General features: G+C 46.2%; 10 protein-coding genes. 9 read left to right on the top strand and 1 reads right to left on the bottom strand.

What is annotated here, in order from left to right:
• From NST23_RS26050 to NST23_RS26020, 7 genes are all read left to right on the top strand, one after another.
• Positions 1-834, top strand: a complete 834-nt coding sequence (locus tag NST23_RS26050) for a flagellar hook-basal body protein (RefSeq protein WP_122962610.1) — start codon at positions 1-3, stop codon at positions 832-834.
• A gap of 24 nt (positions 835-858) precedes the next feature.
• Positions 859-1113 carry a DNA-directed RNA polymerase subunit beta gene (locus NST23_RS26045; protein ID WP_063229022.1) on the top strand — a complete coding sequence of 85 codons (255 nt, stop codon included), beginning with the start codon at positions 859-861 and terminating at the stop codon, positions 1111-1113.
• Positions 1114-1260: 147 nt separating this feature from the next.
• Positions 1261-1782: a CDP-alcohol phosphatidyltransferase family protein gene (locus NST23_RS26040; RefSeq protein WP_063229043.1), complete on the top strand. Its 522-nt coding sequence runs from the start codon at positions 1261-1263 to the stop codon at positions 1780-1782.
• A gap of 164 nt (positions 1783-1946) precedes the next feature.
• Positions 1947-2405: a 3-hydroxyacyl-ACP dehydratase FabZ gene (fabZ, locus tag NST23_RS26035; RefSeq protein WP_063229023.1), complete on the top strand. Its 459-nt coding sequence runs from the start codon at positions 1947-1949 to the stop codon at positions 2403-2405.
• Positions 2406-2460: 55 nt separating this feature from the next.
• Positions 2461-3213, top strand: a complete 753-nt coding sequence (locus NST23_RS26030; protein WP_122962612.1) for a WecB/TagA/CpsF family glycosyltransferase — start codon at positions 2461-2463, stop codon at positions 3211-3213.
• 27 nt (positions 3214-3240) lie between these two features.
• The gene (locus NST23_RS26025) at positions 3241-4341 is read left to right on the top strand and encodes a glycosyltransferase family 4 protein (protein WP_063229025.1); all 1101 of its coding nucleotides are present in this window, start codon (positions 3241-3243) and stop codon (positions 4339-4341) included.
• A gap of 186 nt (positions 4342-4527) precedes the next feature.
• The gene (locus NST23_RS26020) at positions 4528-9024 is read left to right on the top strand and encodes an S-layer homology domain-containing protein (protein ID WP_122962613.1); all 4497 of its coding nucleotides are present in this window, start codon (positions 4528-4530) and stop codon (positions 9022-9024) included.
• An 86-nt stretch (positions 9025-9110) separates the two neighbouring features.
• On the opposite strand, the gene NST23_RS26015 is transcribed toward NST23_RS26020, so the two are convergent.
• Positions 9111-9773: a YigZ family protein gene (locus NST23_RS26015; protein ID WP_340964918.1), complete on the bottom strand. Its 663-nt coding sequence runs from the start codon at positions 9771-9773 to the stop codon at positions 9111-9113.
• A gap of 286 nt (positions 9774-10059) precedes the next feature.
• Here NST23_RS26015 and NST23_RS26010 point away from each other — a divergent pair, with 286 nt between their 5' ends.
• Together NST23_RS26010 and NST23_RS26005 are read left to right on the top strand one after the other, a co-directional pair.
• Positions 10060-11262, top strand: a complete 1203-nt coding sequence (locus NST23_RS26010) for a TolC family protein (protein WP_173596379.1) — start codon at positions 10060-10062, stop codon at positions 11260-11262.
• Between the two features lie 456 nt (positions 11263-11718).
• Entirely contained in the window at positions 11719-14913 is a 3195-nt protein-coding gene (locus NST23_RS26005) for an S-layer homology domain-containing protein (protein ID WP_173596454.1), read from the top strand.
• The last annotated feature ends 39 nt before the right edge of the window (positions 14914-14952 follow it).

The following is a 14952-nucleotide window of genomic DNA, read 5'->3' as shown; positions in this document are numbered from 1 at the left end:
ATGCAGTCGCTTAATATTTCCACATCGGCCATGCGCGGTATTCAACAGGCGTTGGACAATACGGCCAACAATCTGGCGAATATCGATACAAACGGATACAAGCGCAGGGTGGCATCGTTTTCCGAGCTTCTCTCCGATTCGATGACCGAGCAGCCGGCAGCGGATAATCAAAACCGCAATACGCCAGTAGGCTTGCGTGTTGGCAGTGGTGCACGTCTCGGCTTGTCGAAGCTGGATCTCGGACAAGGCAACGTCAAGATGACAGATGTGCCGACAGACGTAGCCATTGAAGGGCAAGGTTATTTTTTGGTCACGCATAAAATCAAAGATGCGAACGGTGCGGTTATCCAGGAAGAAAGCCGGCTGACACGAGATGGCTCCTTCAAGGTGCAGTTTGACGATGACGAAGGCGGCTACGTGTTGCACACGCCGTCGGGACACATTCTCACCGACAACAACGGAGTGAACATCGTGCTGCCTGAGCCAGTGCAAAATATCGAGATTACGCCAGAGGGCGCGCTGACAGCAAACGGAGTCGCCTATGGCAACATCGGAATCTGGAAAGTGGATAATCCCGATCAACTGAAACAGGTGGGGCAAAACTTGTTCGACGCAGAGCTTGCTTCCGGAGAAAATCCTGCGACCAAGTATGCTAACGCGATTGATGAAGGAATTGCCACGTTGCGTCAAGGAGCGCTCGAAGGCTCCAATGTAACGATGACAGAAGAGATGTCGCAACTGGTGAACATTCAGCGTGCCTATCAGTTGAACTCACGGGCGATTGGCATCAGCGACCAAATGATGGGCATTGCCAACTCGTTGCGCAGCAGATAATCAGTGATGACGGAGGAGAGGAGCATGGAACAAGGGAAGGGCAGAAGGTTCCCGCGTGATACCGAAGAGGTTAGGACGAAGCCGAGAGAGCGGGAACGGAGCGGCAGAAACTGGCGAGTGACGATTGCCAAAATTGTGCTGGTCCCGATCCTGTTGTTTTTCTCTCTCGTCATCGGTTTGGCAATCGGGTACGGAGTTGTGGGACACAAGCCGACAGCGGAAGTATTTGATCTTGGCACGTACAAACACATGTGGGACTTGCTGTTTGCAAACACGTAAGCATCCAAGAGAAAAAGCAAGGTGGACAAGCCCGAACCTGATGGTTGGGGCTGCCTGTTTTTTAGAGGGACTTGTTGCACAGTTTGTCCACAGAGTATAATAGATCGAGTGGTTGAAAAAGGAAGCGACGATTCTTACTACGGAGGGATGTCCGTGAATCTTCCTAATTTGCTTACGATCTTTCGCATCGTGCTCATCCCTTTGTACCTGTATGTCTTTTTTTCCGGGATTCCGTACCACGTTGAAATCGCTCTGGCTATCCTGATTTTGGCGGGAGTCACGGACATTGCAGATGGGTACATCGCGCGGAAACATAAGCTTGTAACCACAATCGGTATGATGTTGGATCCTCTGGCAGACAAGTTAATGATGTTGGCGGTGATCGCCTCATTGTTTTTGACAGAGCGGATCAGCGTTTGGGCCGCCCTGTTTTTCTTTTTGCGTGATTTGGCTATGATTATTACAGGAGCTGTTTATCACTTCCGGGGCAAAAAAACGGTGCCGGCAAACGCGTTTGGCAAGTTGACAACGGTTCTTTTGTATGTGGTCATCCCGCTTGCTATGTACCGATTCCCATACAGCGAAGCGATTTTGTGGACGGTAATCGCGTTCTCGTTCATTACGAGCGCGATCTACTTGGGGAAGTTTCGTCTGTTAAACCGCACGTAAGGGATGGATAAAAGAGCACTTCCCGTTTGGGGAGGAAGTGCCCTTGTTATTTTAACCCCGCTGTGCCGATATGTCGGAGGCGGGAGTTATGTTTATTCTCAGTTTGCCAACTGGTCTTCATGCACGGACAAGTCTAGATAAGTATGGAAATGGAGCGATTACATATGGAAATCAAAGCACCGCTTGATATCATGCAAATTCAGGAAATCATTCCTCATCGCTATCCTTTTTTGCTGGTGGACAAGATTGAAGAGCTGGAGCAAGGAAAACGGGCAGTCGGAATCAAAAACGTCACTGTCAACGAGCCGTTTTTCCAAGGACATTTCCCTGGTTATCCAGTCATGCCTGGCGTCCTGATTGTGGAAGCACTGGCGCAAGTTGGGGCTGTAGCGATGCTCAGCATGGAAGAACATCAAGGCAAAATCGGACTTTTTGCCGGGATTGACGGGTTTCGTTTCAAAGATCAGGTGAAGCCTGGCGACACGCTGACACTCGACGTTGAGCTTACACGCGTGCGCGGTACGGTAGGCAAAGGATACGGGAAAGCGATCGTTAATGGGAAAGTAGTCGCAGAAGGCGAATTGATGTTTGCGCTGACTGCAGGAAATAAAGCACATTCATGATCATCTTGAATGTGCTTTTCTTTTCGGGTAAAATGGCTAGTGGGCAACTTATATAATGAAGGTGAAAACATTGGCCAAACAGGTCGCAACCATATTAGGTGTGCCATTTTCAACTCGTGGTTTCCACGAGACAGTCACATATATCGCAGAGCGTATTGAAAACGGCCAAAAGACCCATGTCGTAACCGCCAATCCCGAGATCGTCATGTTGGCGCGGGAAAATCGCGCGTTTCAGTCGATTGTGGAACAAGCCTATGTCGTTCCGGATGGAATCGGGATCGTCTACGCTGCGAAATGGACGAATCAACCCATTCGTGAGCGCGTTACGGGCGTGGAGCTGCTGGAAGCATTGATGACGGAAGCGAACAAGCACCAGTGGGGCGTCTACCTGCTGGGAGCCAAGCCGGATGTCATCAGTCTGGCTGCGGAAAAGCTGGCTGCTCGCTACCCGAACGCACGCCTCGTTGGGTATCGGGACGGATTTTTCCGGGCAGAGGACGAGGAAAAGATTGTACAGGAGATCGCAGAAGCCAAGCCGGAGTTGCTGTTCGTTGCGCTCGGCGCGCCACGGCAGGACGAGTGGATGGTAAAATATCGCGATCGGCTGAATGCCTCGATGATGATGGGGGTAGGCGGCAGCTTTGATGTCATCTCCGGAAAAGTAAAACGAGCGCCAGAAATTTGGCAAAAATTGCATTTGGAATGGTTTTACCGACTAGCTTCGCAGCCTTCTCGCTGGAAGCGTCAGCTGGCTATTCCCCGGTTTGTTTTGACCGTATTAAAAGAAAAATGGAGTAGCCGTTCCTAGATGCATCCGTAGAGAGGAGAACAGTCGATGTCTACATTAATCCTCGGATTTCTGACTTCGCTGATCATATCGTTTATTGCAACACCGTATGTAAAGAAATTGGCTGAAAAGGTCGGGGCAGTAGATGCTCCCAACCAGCGCAAGGTACATACGCGAATCATGCCGCGCATGGGTGGACTTGCTATTTACCTGGGTTATCTCGTCGCCTTTTTCTTGTTCGTGCCCTACTCCAGCATGTCGGAAATGCTTGGAATATTCATTGGAAGCACGATCGTCATGACCGTAGGCATGCTGGACGACAAGTACCAGCTCTCGCCAAAATGGAAGCTGCTCGGTCAACTGGTGGCAACCGCAATCGTCGTCATTCCGTTCGGTCTCAAGATCGGAGTCGTCAACCTGCCCTACTCGGGCAGTATCGACTTTAGCAGTGGCTGGCTTTTCTGGCTGGCTGTTCCGATCACCATGTTCTGGATCGTCGGTGTGACAAATGCGGTCAATCTGATTGACGGCCTGGACGGTCTGTCTGCCGGCGTATCGGCAATTGCAGCAGCGACGATGGGCGTCATGGCTCTTCTGATGGGCGATTACAAAGTTTCTGCCTACTGTTTCGTGCTTCTCGGAGCTATTCTTGGATTTCTTTACTTCAACTTTCACCCGGCCCGCCTGTTCATGGGCGACACCGGCTCGCTATTCCTCGGTTTTAACCTGGCCGCGCTGTCGATTATGGGCTTTAAGGAAGCGCTCTTCGTTTCCTTCATCATCCCGATCGTCGTGCTCGGCGTTCCGCTTTGGGACACGTTCTTCGCTATCGTGCGCCGAATCGTCAACAAAAAGCCGATTTCCAGTCCGGACAAAGGACACTTGCATCACTGTTTGTTGAACATGGGCCTGTCCCACCGCTCAACCGTGCTCACCATCTACTCGATCAGCATCTTCTTCGGTACGATGGCGATCCTACTCACCAAGACGACGAAGTGGACGACCATCATCGTCATGGTCGTACTCCTGATTGCCATCCACCTGGGAACGGAAATCGTCGGCCTCGTCAGCCGCCGCCACCGTCCGCTGATCAATGCGTACAGACGGTTGAAGATCAAGCAGACGGAGCAGGAGAGACGGACGAATTAGGATATGAGTTAAACGGAACCACTGCATGGTTTATGCAGTGGTCTTTTTTCGCCAATTTTTAGGGGGAAGCACTTAACTGAGGGAGGAAATTAGCCGATAAAGGAAAGGGGAAGGTCCGAGCCCATCTCAACTTCAACAGAGAATGGGACAAATATTAGATTATGAATAAAATGGAGAGGTGAAAAAATGAATAAGCCAATTCAACAATTTCGTCGCTGGCTGGTAATGTGCTTGACGATGATGCTTGTTGTTACGGGAGTGTTGCCGGCATTGCCTGCGTCTGCGGCACTGGGTTCTAATTGGAATACGACGACGGGTGTTGTTGTGCCGGCAGCATATAGCGCATCAGGCAGTGGTAATGGGCAAACATATGCTGCGCCTTTCAAGACGATTTCAAAACTGGTATATGGAATCCAACTGGCCTATAAGGATACCTCCAAAAATGGGCAAGGTGTTGACATCACGGTAGATGGGGTTCCGCTCATCAATAATACAGTGTTTGCTAACGACATCATCACCTTGCCAGATTTTAATCTAAACAGCAGTGGAGCAGTTACAAGGGTTACAGTTAGACCTAAAGTAACGACAGATCCAACGAATGATACAGCTGAGTTTTACATCCAGTATGCCCCCAATCCAGCTGCATCTGGAACAGGGCCCCTGAAGATTGATAACAGTTCTGGTCAAGGTAAGTATGCTAGTGATCCATTAAAAGTAACGAACCGAACCGTATCTGGTCTGAAATACACATACGGGGTTGCAGCGACCGTTGATAAAACACAGGCTGTTGAAGTACAAGTAAACGGCACTACAGTTCGAACTGTATATGGGGGCGCAGGAACACTGCCAGATTTTGATTTGTCCCCTGGTCTAAACGCAGTTCAACTGTTTGCTTCCAATACAGGCGAGCGAGATGTTATTTATTACGAGTACAACTCGCTGAACAGTCCGATCACGATCACGAACTTCTCTGGCGGAACAACCGCCTACAATCCGGTTGTTTACGGTGATTCTACGATTAATATCGTAGGTACGTTTGGAAGCGGTGTGACTGGCAGCAGCCTACGCTTGAAAATTTTAACCAACAATGGACAGACCATTCAAGATTTGAGCAATACAGCACCATCTGTTAGCGGCAGTACATTTACATTCAGCAATATCGGCCTGAAGCCAGGGCTGAATCAGATTTCTTTTTACGAAAAAGTAGGTAATGTCACGAAAGAGCACTATCAATTTTTCGTGCAATACAACAATACACCGCTCGTGAGTGACTTGAGAGTTAACGATACGGTGCTGAACGATCCGAATGTTACAAGCAACCCAACTTATATCACGGTACCATCTTTAAATCGTCTGAACCTGAACATGGACGGGAAAGCGCTCAATGCTGATACTGTTGAAGTGAAAAACGTTCGCACAGGAGACGTAGTAAAGACTCAGGTCAACCGAACAGGTTCATTTGGACTGAGCATCCCATCGCAGATTGGTGAAAACACATTGGAAATTCGCGTGTTTAACCAAAACAAAGAAGTAGGAACGTTTGTGCGGAAATTGCTCGTCACGACTACTTCAGCAGGAAGCTCCGATCAATTTTACAAGGTAAGCTTGGGTGGAGTGGCATTGCAGCCAAATCAGCAGGCGGTGCTTAAAGGAGCTTCTACATCTACTGCGATGAACTTGAATGGTTCGGCATTGTTGAAGTACGTGGACATTGCAGGACAGCAGTTGTTCCAGGAATTTAAGGTGACGATTTACGAAGGAACAAATAAAACAGAATACAAAACAGCTGAAGGAGTAACGTTCACTCCTATCGGCAATCCACAAAGCGGATTTACAGAATATGCGATTAACCTTAATGTACCAGCAGGAGCATTCCAGGACGGGAAAACTTATAAAGTTGCACTGAGCTATCAGTATTTGTCCAAAGACTCCAGCGGTTCGGTTACATCCCCGTCGGGCTATATCGGGATTGCAAACTACGAGTATGAGTTTAAATATCTGGACAGCACAAAACCAAGCTTTGAACGAGTAACAAACCTGGCGAATGGTCAAGTCCTGTCCCAAACAGCAGCAAACACCATTGTGTCCTCGCCTTTGGAATTGAAGGTAGAGACGCAAAATATTACTGGCAACATTACAATCAAGTATAACAATCAAACATTAACAGCGAGCGAAGACTATGTGATTACAACAGGTTCTAATCAATTTACACTTACCTTGAAAAAGCTTCCACAAGGTATTGGGAAGTTGACCATTGACTATACGGGAGGTACACCGACGTCAACGGCCTATACACTTGATATTCGAATTACACCGTATGCACAACTGACTTATGTTGACGCATCTGGACAAGTTCGAAGCTTTGAAGATGGATATCAAGTGAAAAGTGAAAATGATATCCGGAACTTGGATGGGAAAGTATACAATTATGTGTTGAAATCCGCGAATATTGAAGCCACTCTGAATGGCACTCCCGTTACTATTTCTGACGTGAATACGAATAAGGGAACGTTTTCGATCCTTAAAGATCAATTGCCTTACAAAAAAGGGAACAACGTCTTGAAAATTACTTTGACGGACGACCCTAAAACCGTGTTTACTTACAATGTTTCTTATAACACATCCAAGACACCATCTATTGAGGATGTGAAGCTGGAGATTATCTCCAACGGTGATACAGAAGAATTGACGAAGAAAGCTGCTGATCCGTCTTACCGTACGGGAGCAAACTTCTTGAGCAACTTGAGCTTTACCGTTAACGACGCTACGCATGTTTACATCGAGAAAAACGGTAAACGCATCAACGACTTCCGTTACAAGAGCGGAGACTGGGATCAGGATGCAACGAACCAGGAGTATGTGAATACTCGCTTGGAAGCAGCCCTGAACAATGATTTGAGAGATCTGTTCGATGACCACAATATCGACTCTTTGTCTCGCTCCAAGTTCGAAGGGAAGATGAGCTCGAAGAAGTACGGGGATTTGGTTGAGGAAGTTCAGGATGCGGTGACGGATGCAAAAGAACAGGAAAAGAAACTGGCACTCTTCCCGCTGACCCTGAAAAAAGGCGGAACGACAGTTTACACGATCGTCGCAGAAGATGACAACGGTACTGTGATCCGTTACGACATCAATATCGAGCAAAAATATTCCAGCTGGGAAGTTCTTTCCCCAGTCAAGGCAAAAGAAACAGACCAGTACATCATTGTAAACAGCAACAGCGCTGTTGTAAAAGTCTTCGCTGAGAATGCAAACAAAGTATTGTTTGGCAAAACAGAAGCGAAAGTAACGAATACAACAAACCCTGACTTCTACTACGATGATGAACAAGGAAAAACCATTCCAGAGACATACTATGTATTTACATCCACTGTCCCGCTGAAAAAGGGTCTGAATACGGTGAAGTTTTCCGTAGTGGTGGGAGACAGTACGTACAATGACGAGATCAAGATTTACAACGCAAACTCGTCTGTAAACGGTGCTGAGTATCGCGATGTGTTAGGCAAGAAAGTAGCATTCAGCGTGTTTGAAAAGCAGTTTGAATTGAAGTTCCCGGCAGGTACTGTTCTCTTGTCGCCAGATGATGGACGAGCAGGTCAAGAGGTCAAGAACCCGAATGGAGATATCTTCGTTGATATCCCGCTGTACTTCGGTATTGCCGACCGTACTACCGGCCAAGTAAACATTGCTGATGACAACATGGAAGATAGGCTCGTACTTGAATCCAACTTCAACTACGCAAGCCCACTCTACTATGTAGACGCAGGGGATACGGAAGCGCCATTCGGTCGAGATCCTTATTATGATGAAGGCGATGCGGAAGATTTCAAGAGCCGTTGGCAAGACAATTTGGTTCCAAGCCGCAGAGGAACGCTTACGATTAAGTACGATTCTTCTATCGTAAATGCAGCAAACAACATCCTCACGATTTACTACCATAACGGGAATGAATGGAAAAACATCGGTGGAGTTGTGAATACTGGCTCCAAAACAGTACAAGTGCCATTTGCCGGATTTGGTTTCTACATGGTCATGAAAACTAGAGAGTCCTATGATGACGTAGTGAGCCATGACTTTGCCCGAGATGCCATCGAAACACTGTATGCAAAAGGAATCATGCCTGCATACAGCGGCAGCAGCTTCGGAGCAAACCGGGACATGACTCGTGGTGAGTTTGCAACGATGCTTGTAAAAGCTCTGGCTTTGCCAATCAATGCTGGTCCTTATCGCGATAGCAATGAACGTGATCCATCTGAGCCGACATTCTCGGATGTACGTCCAAATCGTGATACATGGGATTATCAGTACAAGTACATCGAGACTGCTGCGAGAGCAGGTATTATTCGTGGAAAGCAGCCAGGCTACTTCCGACCAGACGACTCACTGACTCGCGAAGAGGCTGCTATCATGATTGCACGTGCTTTGAACTTGAAAGTAGGAACGCTTGATGCTTCCAAAGTTGCTCTGAACAAATTGTTTACAGATGCAAAAGATATTGGTTACTACGCAGCACCTTCTGTTCTCGTTGTGAACAAAGCCAAGTTGATGAACGGCGAGCCGAATGAAGCCAATGTGAAAAAGCCAACTTACAGTTTCAAACCTACAAATAACCTGACTCGTGCCGAGATGGCCGTTATCACTGTTCGTGTGATGGTCCAACTCAAAAAACTGCCTAAGCAGTAGTTCCAAACTTACGCATATATAATAGAAGAAAAGCTGAAGACGGCGTCTGCCCCTTCAGCTTTTCTTTGTTATCTCCCTCAATAAAATCAGGCTTCTTCTTGCTCATCTCCCACAGCTTCTACAGGAACCTCGACATACTCTTTTTCACCCAAAGAAATTTGAGCCTGTCCATTCGTCAAATCCGTAAAGCGAGCCACAAACGCATCTTGCTCACCTTCAGGTATGAGGACATGCGCGGTAACTTTGTCTGTAAAGTCAGTGCCACTCACCCGGTACTCGCCAACGCGCAGTTCGTTTTCGACTTTTCCCCACCACGTATAGTCCACGCTCACAGAGATCGTTTGATGCAAAGTATGGATGACAATTTTGGCGGCCTTCAAAGCAGTGACGGTTCCTGCTGTATAAGCCCGAACCAATCCGCCAGCTCCCAGCTTGATTCCGCCGAAGTAACGAGTGACGACCACAGCCGTGTCCTTTACGCCATTTTTCTTGATGCATTCCAGGATCGGTTTGCCCGCGGTACCGCTCGGTTCGCCGTCATCGCTCGAACGTTGAATTTGATCGTTTTCGCCGATGACAAAAGCCGAGCAGTTATGCGTCGCATCCCAGTGTTTCTTTTTGATCATGGCGATAAAGGCAACGGCTTCTTCTTCCGTTGTAACCCTTTGCGCATAGCCGATGAAGCGGGAGCGCTCGATGACGATATAGTCCTCTCCATAACCAGCGACAGTTTTGTATTCCGTTAACATCGTACAATCACCTCAAGAAAAGGATATCATGTCAAAATAATGTTGGCGAATCCTGAAATGTTTTTGACACATAATCGTAGTAATCTATGTGGAAATGAAGGACTAAATCAGAAAGGGATGATCTATACATGGTAGAGTGCGTATAATCCCTTATGAAAATGCTGGTACGACACTAATTTTTCGTGTACGAAACATTACTCTGTGATATAGTGATCTTGGGACAAACTGTAATATTTCAAGTGATGAAAAATTTTATGATCAATACAAAATAAAGGAGTGGAATTACGTGAATTTTCCATACTCAAGCAAAAAATGGATGAGCATCAGTTTGGCAGCTGTACTCACAACGACACTGGGAGCAGGGGCTTTGACAGCGTCTGCGAATACAGCAACAGAGGCGGCGACACAAGCACCTGTGGCTGCTCAGGCTTCCACTGACAAAGTAGCGGCGGAAACAGGAACCACAACTGCACCTGCAACGGCCGAAGAAGAGTTGACTTTGGAAAAAGCAGTACAGCAAGCGCTGCAAACAAATGTTACTTTGAACAACGCTCGCCTGGATGCCAAAAATGCAGATATTAACGAGTCGCTTTCTTATAAAACATCTGCAGATATGCCAGCCGAGATGATCGAATCGCTTGAGCTTGCTAAAGCGAAACACGTCGGAAATGCCCAAGGTGAAATGAACAAGAAGCTGAATGCCCTTGCGGTAACAGCTACAGAAAGCAAAATTAAGCTGGGTGCGCAACAAGCTTATTACAACATGATTTTTGCTCAGGATGACTACGACTTGAAAAAACAAAGTCTGTCCCGCGCCGAAACTCAACTGAAAGTTGCCAAGGCTGCTTTTGATGTCGGAACCAAAGCAAAAACAGATGTTTTGCAGGCAGAAATGGGCTTGTCTGGGGCACAGGCAGCTTTGACAAGTGCCGCAAACAGCGTGGAAGTAGCACGTATGGATTTGAATGATTTCCTTGGTGTCGATTTGCAGAAAAAGTGGAAGATTGTAGCTGCAAATAAACAGACAGCTCCGATTACATTGACAATGGAAGAAGCACAAAAACAAGCACTCTCCAAACGAATTGAAATGACAAGAGTTCAGGAAGAGCTGAAGCTTGCCGAGCTGAATGTGAAGCTGATCGAGGAATATTCCGCGCTTTCCACATTGCCAGGCCGACAAGCTCGCAATAACGTGGAAAAGGCAAAATTGGCGATCGAAGAGCAAAAACGCACGATTTCCAAGGAAGTTGCTCAAGCCTATCTGAACCTGAACGCAGCCAAGCAGGCTATTGAATTCCAGAAAAAAGCGAAGGATTCCGCTGCTGAAAGCTATCGTTTGACGAATCTGCGCTTTGAAAATGGACTTGCAACCACGCTCGAAGTGATTCAGGCAGAAGAAGAATTGTCCGATCGTGAGAACCAGTACCAAAAGGCAATTCTCAACTACAATCTGGCGGTTGTGAACTTTGAAACAGCGCTTGGAAACTAAGTTGAGTTAGGGAAGAAAGATTTGTAAGGTTTTGAATGGAATTGGAAAAAGGTTCAGTCGTGACAGTCCGCCCTGCGTACCCTATAATACGAATTGTGGCGGATGTCACTTCGTACATAATTGACAGGTGAATAAGAACCCACGAAAAAATCTTTAAATTTTTTTCGAAGGCGCCGCAACTTTTGATTAGCTCAGGCGTTTAATAGGATGTCACACGAAATACGGGGAATTGTGTAAAAAAGATTCACGAATACTAGCAGTTATGTTACACTAATGATTGTTGCATTTTACACAATACTGAATATACTAGAGATTTTTAACGCAAAAAAGCGAAGCTGACCTGCGAAAGGAGGTGACACGCGCTTGCAGGATTCGGGCTTTAAAAAGAAAGATAGATTGACAACAAATATTCCCCAAGAACAATTTGTTTATACTAGAGGAGGAGAACACAAGGTTATGAAAAAGGTCGTTAACAGTGTATTGGCTAGTGCACTCGCACTTTCCGTTGCTCCAATGGCTTTCGCAGCAGAAGATGCAACTACTACAGCAGCTCCAAAAATGGATGCAGCTATGGAAAAAACCGTTAAGCGCTTGGAAGCTCTTGGCCTGGTAGCAGGTTATGGCAACGGCGAATACGGTGTAGACAAAACTATCACTCGTGCAGAGTTCGCTACTCTGATCGTTCGCGCTCGCGGACTGGAGCAAGGTGCGAAACTGGCACAGTTCAACACTACTTACACAGACGTTCGTTCTACTGACTGGTTCGCTGGTTTCGTAAACGTAGCATCCGGTGAAGAAATCGTAAAAGGTTTCCCGGACAAAACTTTCAAACCACAAAACCAAGTTACTTACGCTGAAGCAGTAACTATGATCGTTCGCGCTCTGGGATATGGTCCAGCTGTTAACTCCAGCGGATGGCCTAACAACATGATCTCCAAAGCTTCCGAGCTGAACATTGCTAAGAGCATCACTACTCCTAACAATGCAGCAACTCGCGGCGACATCTTCAAAATGCTCGACAACGCTCTTCGCGTAGACCTGATGGAGCAAGTTGAATTCGGAACGGACATTCGTTACGAAGTAACTGACAAAACTCTCCTGACGAAATACCTGAAAGTTAACGTTGTTGACATGGAGTGGGCTCACAAGAAAGATCGTGATTCCGAAGATCTGCCACTCGTGACTAACGTACCAGCTATCGGTCTGGGCAAATTGAAAGCTAACGAAGTTACTTTGAACGGTAAAGATGCTGGTCTGGGCAACACTACTTACAAAGTAGCTGATGGCATCAACCCTAACGATTTCGATGGTCAACGCGTACAAGTGTGGATCAAAGAAGACCGTGAAAACGTAATCGTTTGGATGGAAGGTTCCGAAGACGAAGAAGTAGTATTGGATCGTCTGAGCGACTTCATCCTGAAAGGCAAATCCATTTCCGACGGTAAAGACCTGAGCACTTCTTCCCTGTCCGATCTGAAAATCGAACTGGATGCTAGTGGCAAAACTTACCGCGTAAACAAAAACACAAAAATCACTTACAACTTCACTCGTTACAACGATCCAGTTGATGCTCTGAAAGACATCATCGCTGCTAACGATTCTTTCGGTGTGAAAGTTGTATTGGATGACAACAACGAAATTTCTTACATGCACGTAATCGATGACACTCAAATGGACCAGAATTCCAAAGTGAAATACGGTTCTGAAGTTATCGGTAAAATCGATGTTGAGAAAAAGAAAATCACCAACCTCGATACTGGTAAATACAACGAGCTGGATGACAAAGAAGAAGGTAAAGACTTCTTGGTATTCCTCGATGGCAAACCAGCTAAATTGAGCGACCTGAAAGAAGGAGACGTATACTCCGTTTACTATGCGGATGGCGATGATGACAAACTGTTGGTATTCGCTAACCGCCAAGTAGTAGAAGGTAAAGTTGACAAAGTTGTTACACGTAGCAGCACAGACGTACGTCTGACTGTTGGTGACAAAACTTACCGTATCTACAAAGGAGCTACTTACTCCGACAACGGTAACAAAGACGTTAAGAAACTCGACGATTCCAACTGGGATCTGATCACCAACCTGGATAGCGAAACAGTGAAATTGGTCCTGGATGCTTCCGGTCGCGTTCGTCACGTTGAAACAAAAGATCCAATCGACGATCGCAAACAAAAAGCAATCATCACAAAAGGTGTAGTTTACAACTCTTCCAAAGACACTTATGACTTCACTGTGATGACTCAAAAAGGCAAATCCAAAGCTATTTCTTTGGAGAAAAAAGACATCTATGATGAGTTTGGCAAAAGCTATAACAAGAATGACAAAGATGCAGACGAACTCGAAGGAATCCTTCAACCAAGCAAAGACGATTCTATCGTATTGTTGGAAGTAACTTTCGATTCCAAGGGTGAAGTTGACAAAGTTAAAATCACTGGCTCTAAACTGATTGCTTCTTCCGGCACTGCTTGGGATAAGCTTGCAGATGAGAAGGATGACGTTGTCGGCGACTACGAAGTAACTGACAAAACTGCCATCTTCAAAATGACTGGCAAACTGGATGATTCCGGAAAACGCGCTGAACTGAAAAATGCTGGTATCGCGAAGTTCAAAGACGTTGCGGATGAAAGCGACCTGAAAGTTTACTACTCCATCGATGAAGACAAAGATGAAGTAGAAGCGATCTTCGTAGTAGAAGGTGAAGGTTTTGAAGGCGACACTATCTATGGTGTAGTTCAAGACTACAACACTTCCAACAAGCAAGATACTGTCAAAGTGCTGACTAAAGACAAAGACAGCGGCAACGTTGTTTCCAAAGAGTTCAAACTCAACGATGATCGTGAAGATATGCAAGATGCAGGCATCGTTCGTGGCGATTTCATCGCGTTCCAACTGAACTCCGATGATGAAGTGATTGTTGAGGATGTTGTTGAAGTAGTAAACAACAAAGCTCTCAGCAACAAAGACGACAAAACAGTAAAATTGCTGAAACAATCTCAATGGTCCGAAGCAAACATCGAGAAAATGACAGTTGCTCGCGTTGACAAAGTAGATGGCAACACCATCACTTACGAATTCAAAGATGAAGATGGAAAAGATCGCGTACAAAAACTGTACACGAAAGCTTCCACTGCATTCATCGACACTTACGATGACATGGCAGGTGAAGATGGTGTAGAAGAAGGCGACTACATCGTTCTGATGGACAGCAAAGACATCGATGGCGATCGTTATGACTATGTCCTGATCGTAGGTAGCGAAGATTGGGCAGATAAGAACGACATCAACGAAGATGCTATCAAGAAGTTCTTGGCTCAAGGAATTGGTGGTATTGATACAGGTACGCCTGAGTGGGATGCTCTTCCTTCCACAGTAACTGGCAAATTCGTTTCCATCGGTGGTGGCGTTAACGGTTACCAAGTAGTTGCTGACCTGAACAAAGATGTTAAATCCGCTGATGTTGACAAAGTTGAATTCTACATCAATGGCAACAAAGTTGCAGCTAGCGAATACGTTCTCGAAGTAAAAGACAATCAAGTAAAAGTACTTGAGTACACTACTGACGAGAAAGTAACTTCCAGCGAAATCGTAGTATTCAACAAAGATGGTAAATCTGACAAGGCTAAAGTAACTTTCAAAGAAGCTGAATAAGATTACCTCTAACAATCATGTAGGGATTTTTGCTGGGCA

This window comes from Brevibacillus sp. FSL K6-0770 (assembly GCF_038000275.1).
In the GTDB taxonomy this organism is placed as follows: Bacteria; Bacillota; Bacilli; order Brevibacillales; family Brevibacillaceae; genus Brevibacillus; species Brevibacillus parabrevis.
This window is presented reverse-complemented; position numbering and strand designations above follow the sequence as displayed.

Excerpts from the sequence above, each read along its gene's own strand:
- NST23_RS26050 (WP_122962610.1), top strand. The coding sequence starts at position 1 with ATGCAGTCGCTTAATATTTCCACATCGGCCATGCGCGGTATTCAACAG.
- NST23_RS26045 (WP_063229022.1), top strand. The coding sequence starts at position 859 with ATGGAACAAGGGAAGGGCAGAAGGTTCCCGCGTGATACCGAAGAGGTT.
- NST23_RS26040 (WP_063229043.1), top strand. The coding sequence starts at position 1,261 with ATGTCCGTGAATCTTCCTAATTTGCTTACGATCTTTCGCATCGTGCTC.
- fabZ (WP_063229023.1), top strand. The coding sequence starts at position 1,947 with ATGGAAATCAAAGCACCGCTTGATATCATGCAAATTCAGGAAATCATT.
- NST23_RS26030 (WP_122962612.1), top strand. The coding sequence starts at position 2,461 with ATGAAGGTGAAAACATTGGCCAAACAGGTCGCAACCATATTAGGTGTG.
- NST23_RS26025 (WP_063229025.1), top strand. The coding sequence starts at position 3,241 with ATGTCTACATTAATCCTCGGATTTCTGACTTCGCTGATCATATCGTTT.
- NST23_RS26020 (WP_122962613.1), top strand. The coding sequence starts at position 4,528 with ATGAATAAGCCAATTCAACAATTTCGTCGCTGGCTGGTAATGTGCTTG.
- NST23_RS26015 (WP_340964918.1), bottom strand. The coding sequence starts at position 9,773 with ATGTTAACGGAATACAAAACTGTCGCTGGTTATGGAGAGGACTATATC.
- NST23_RS26005 (WP_173596454.1), top strand. The coding sequence starts at position 11,719 with ATGAAAAAGGTCGTTAACAGTGTATTGGCTAGTGCACTCGCACTTTCC.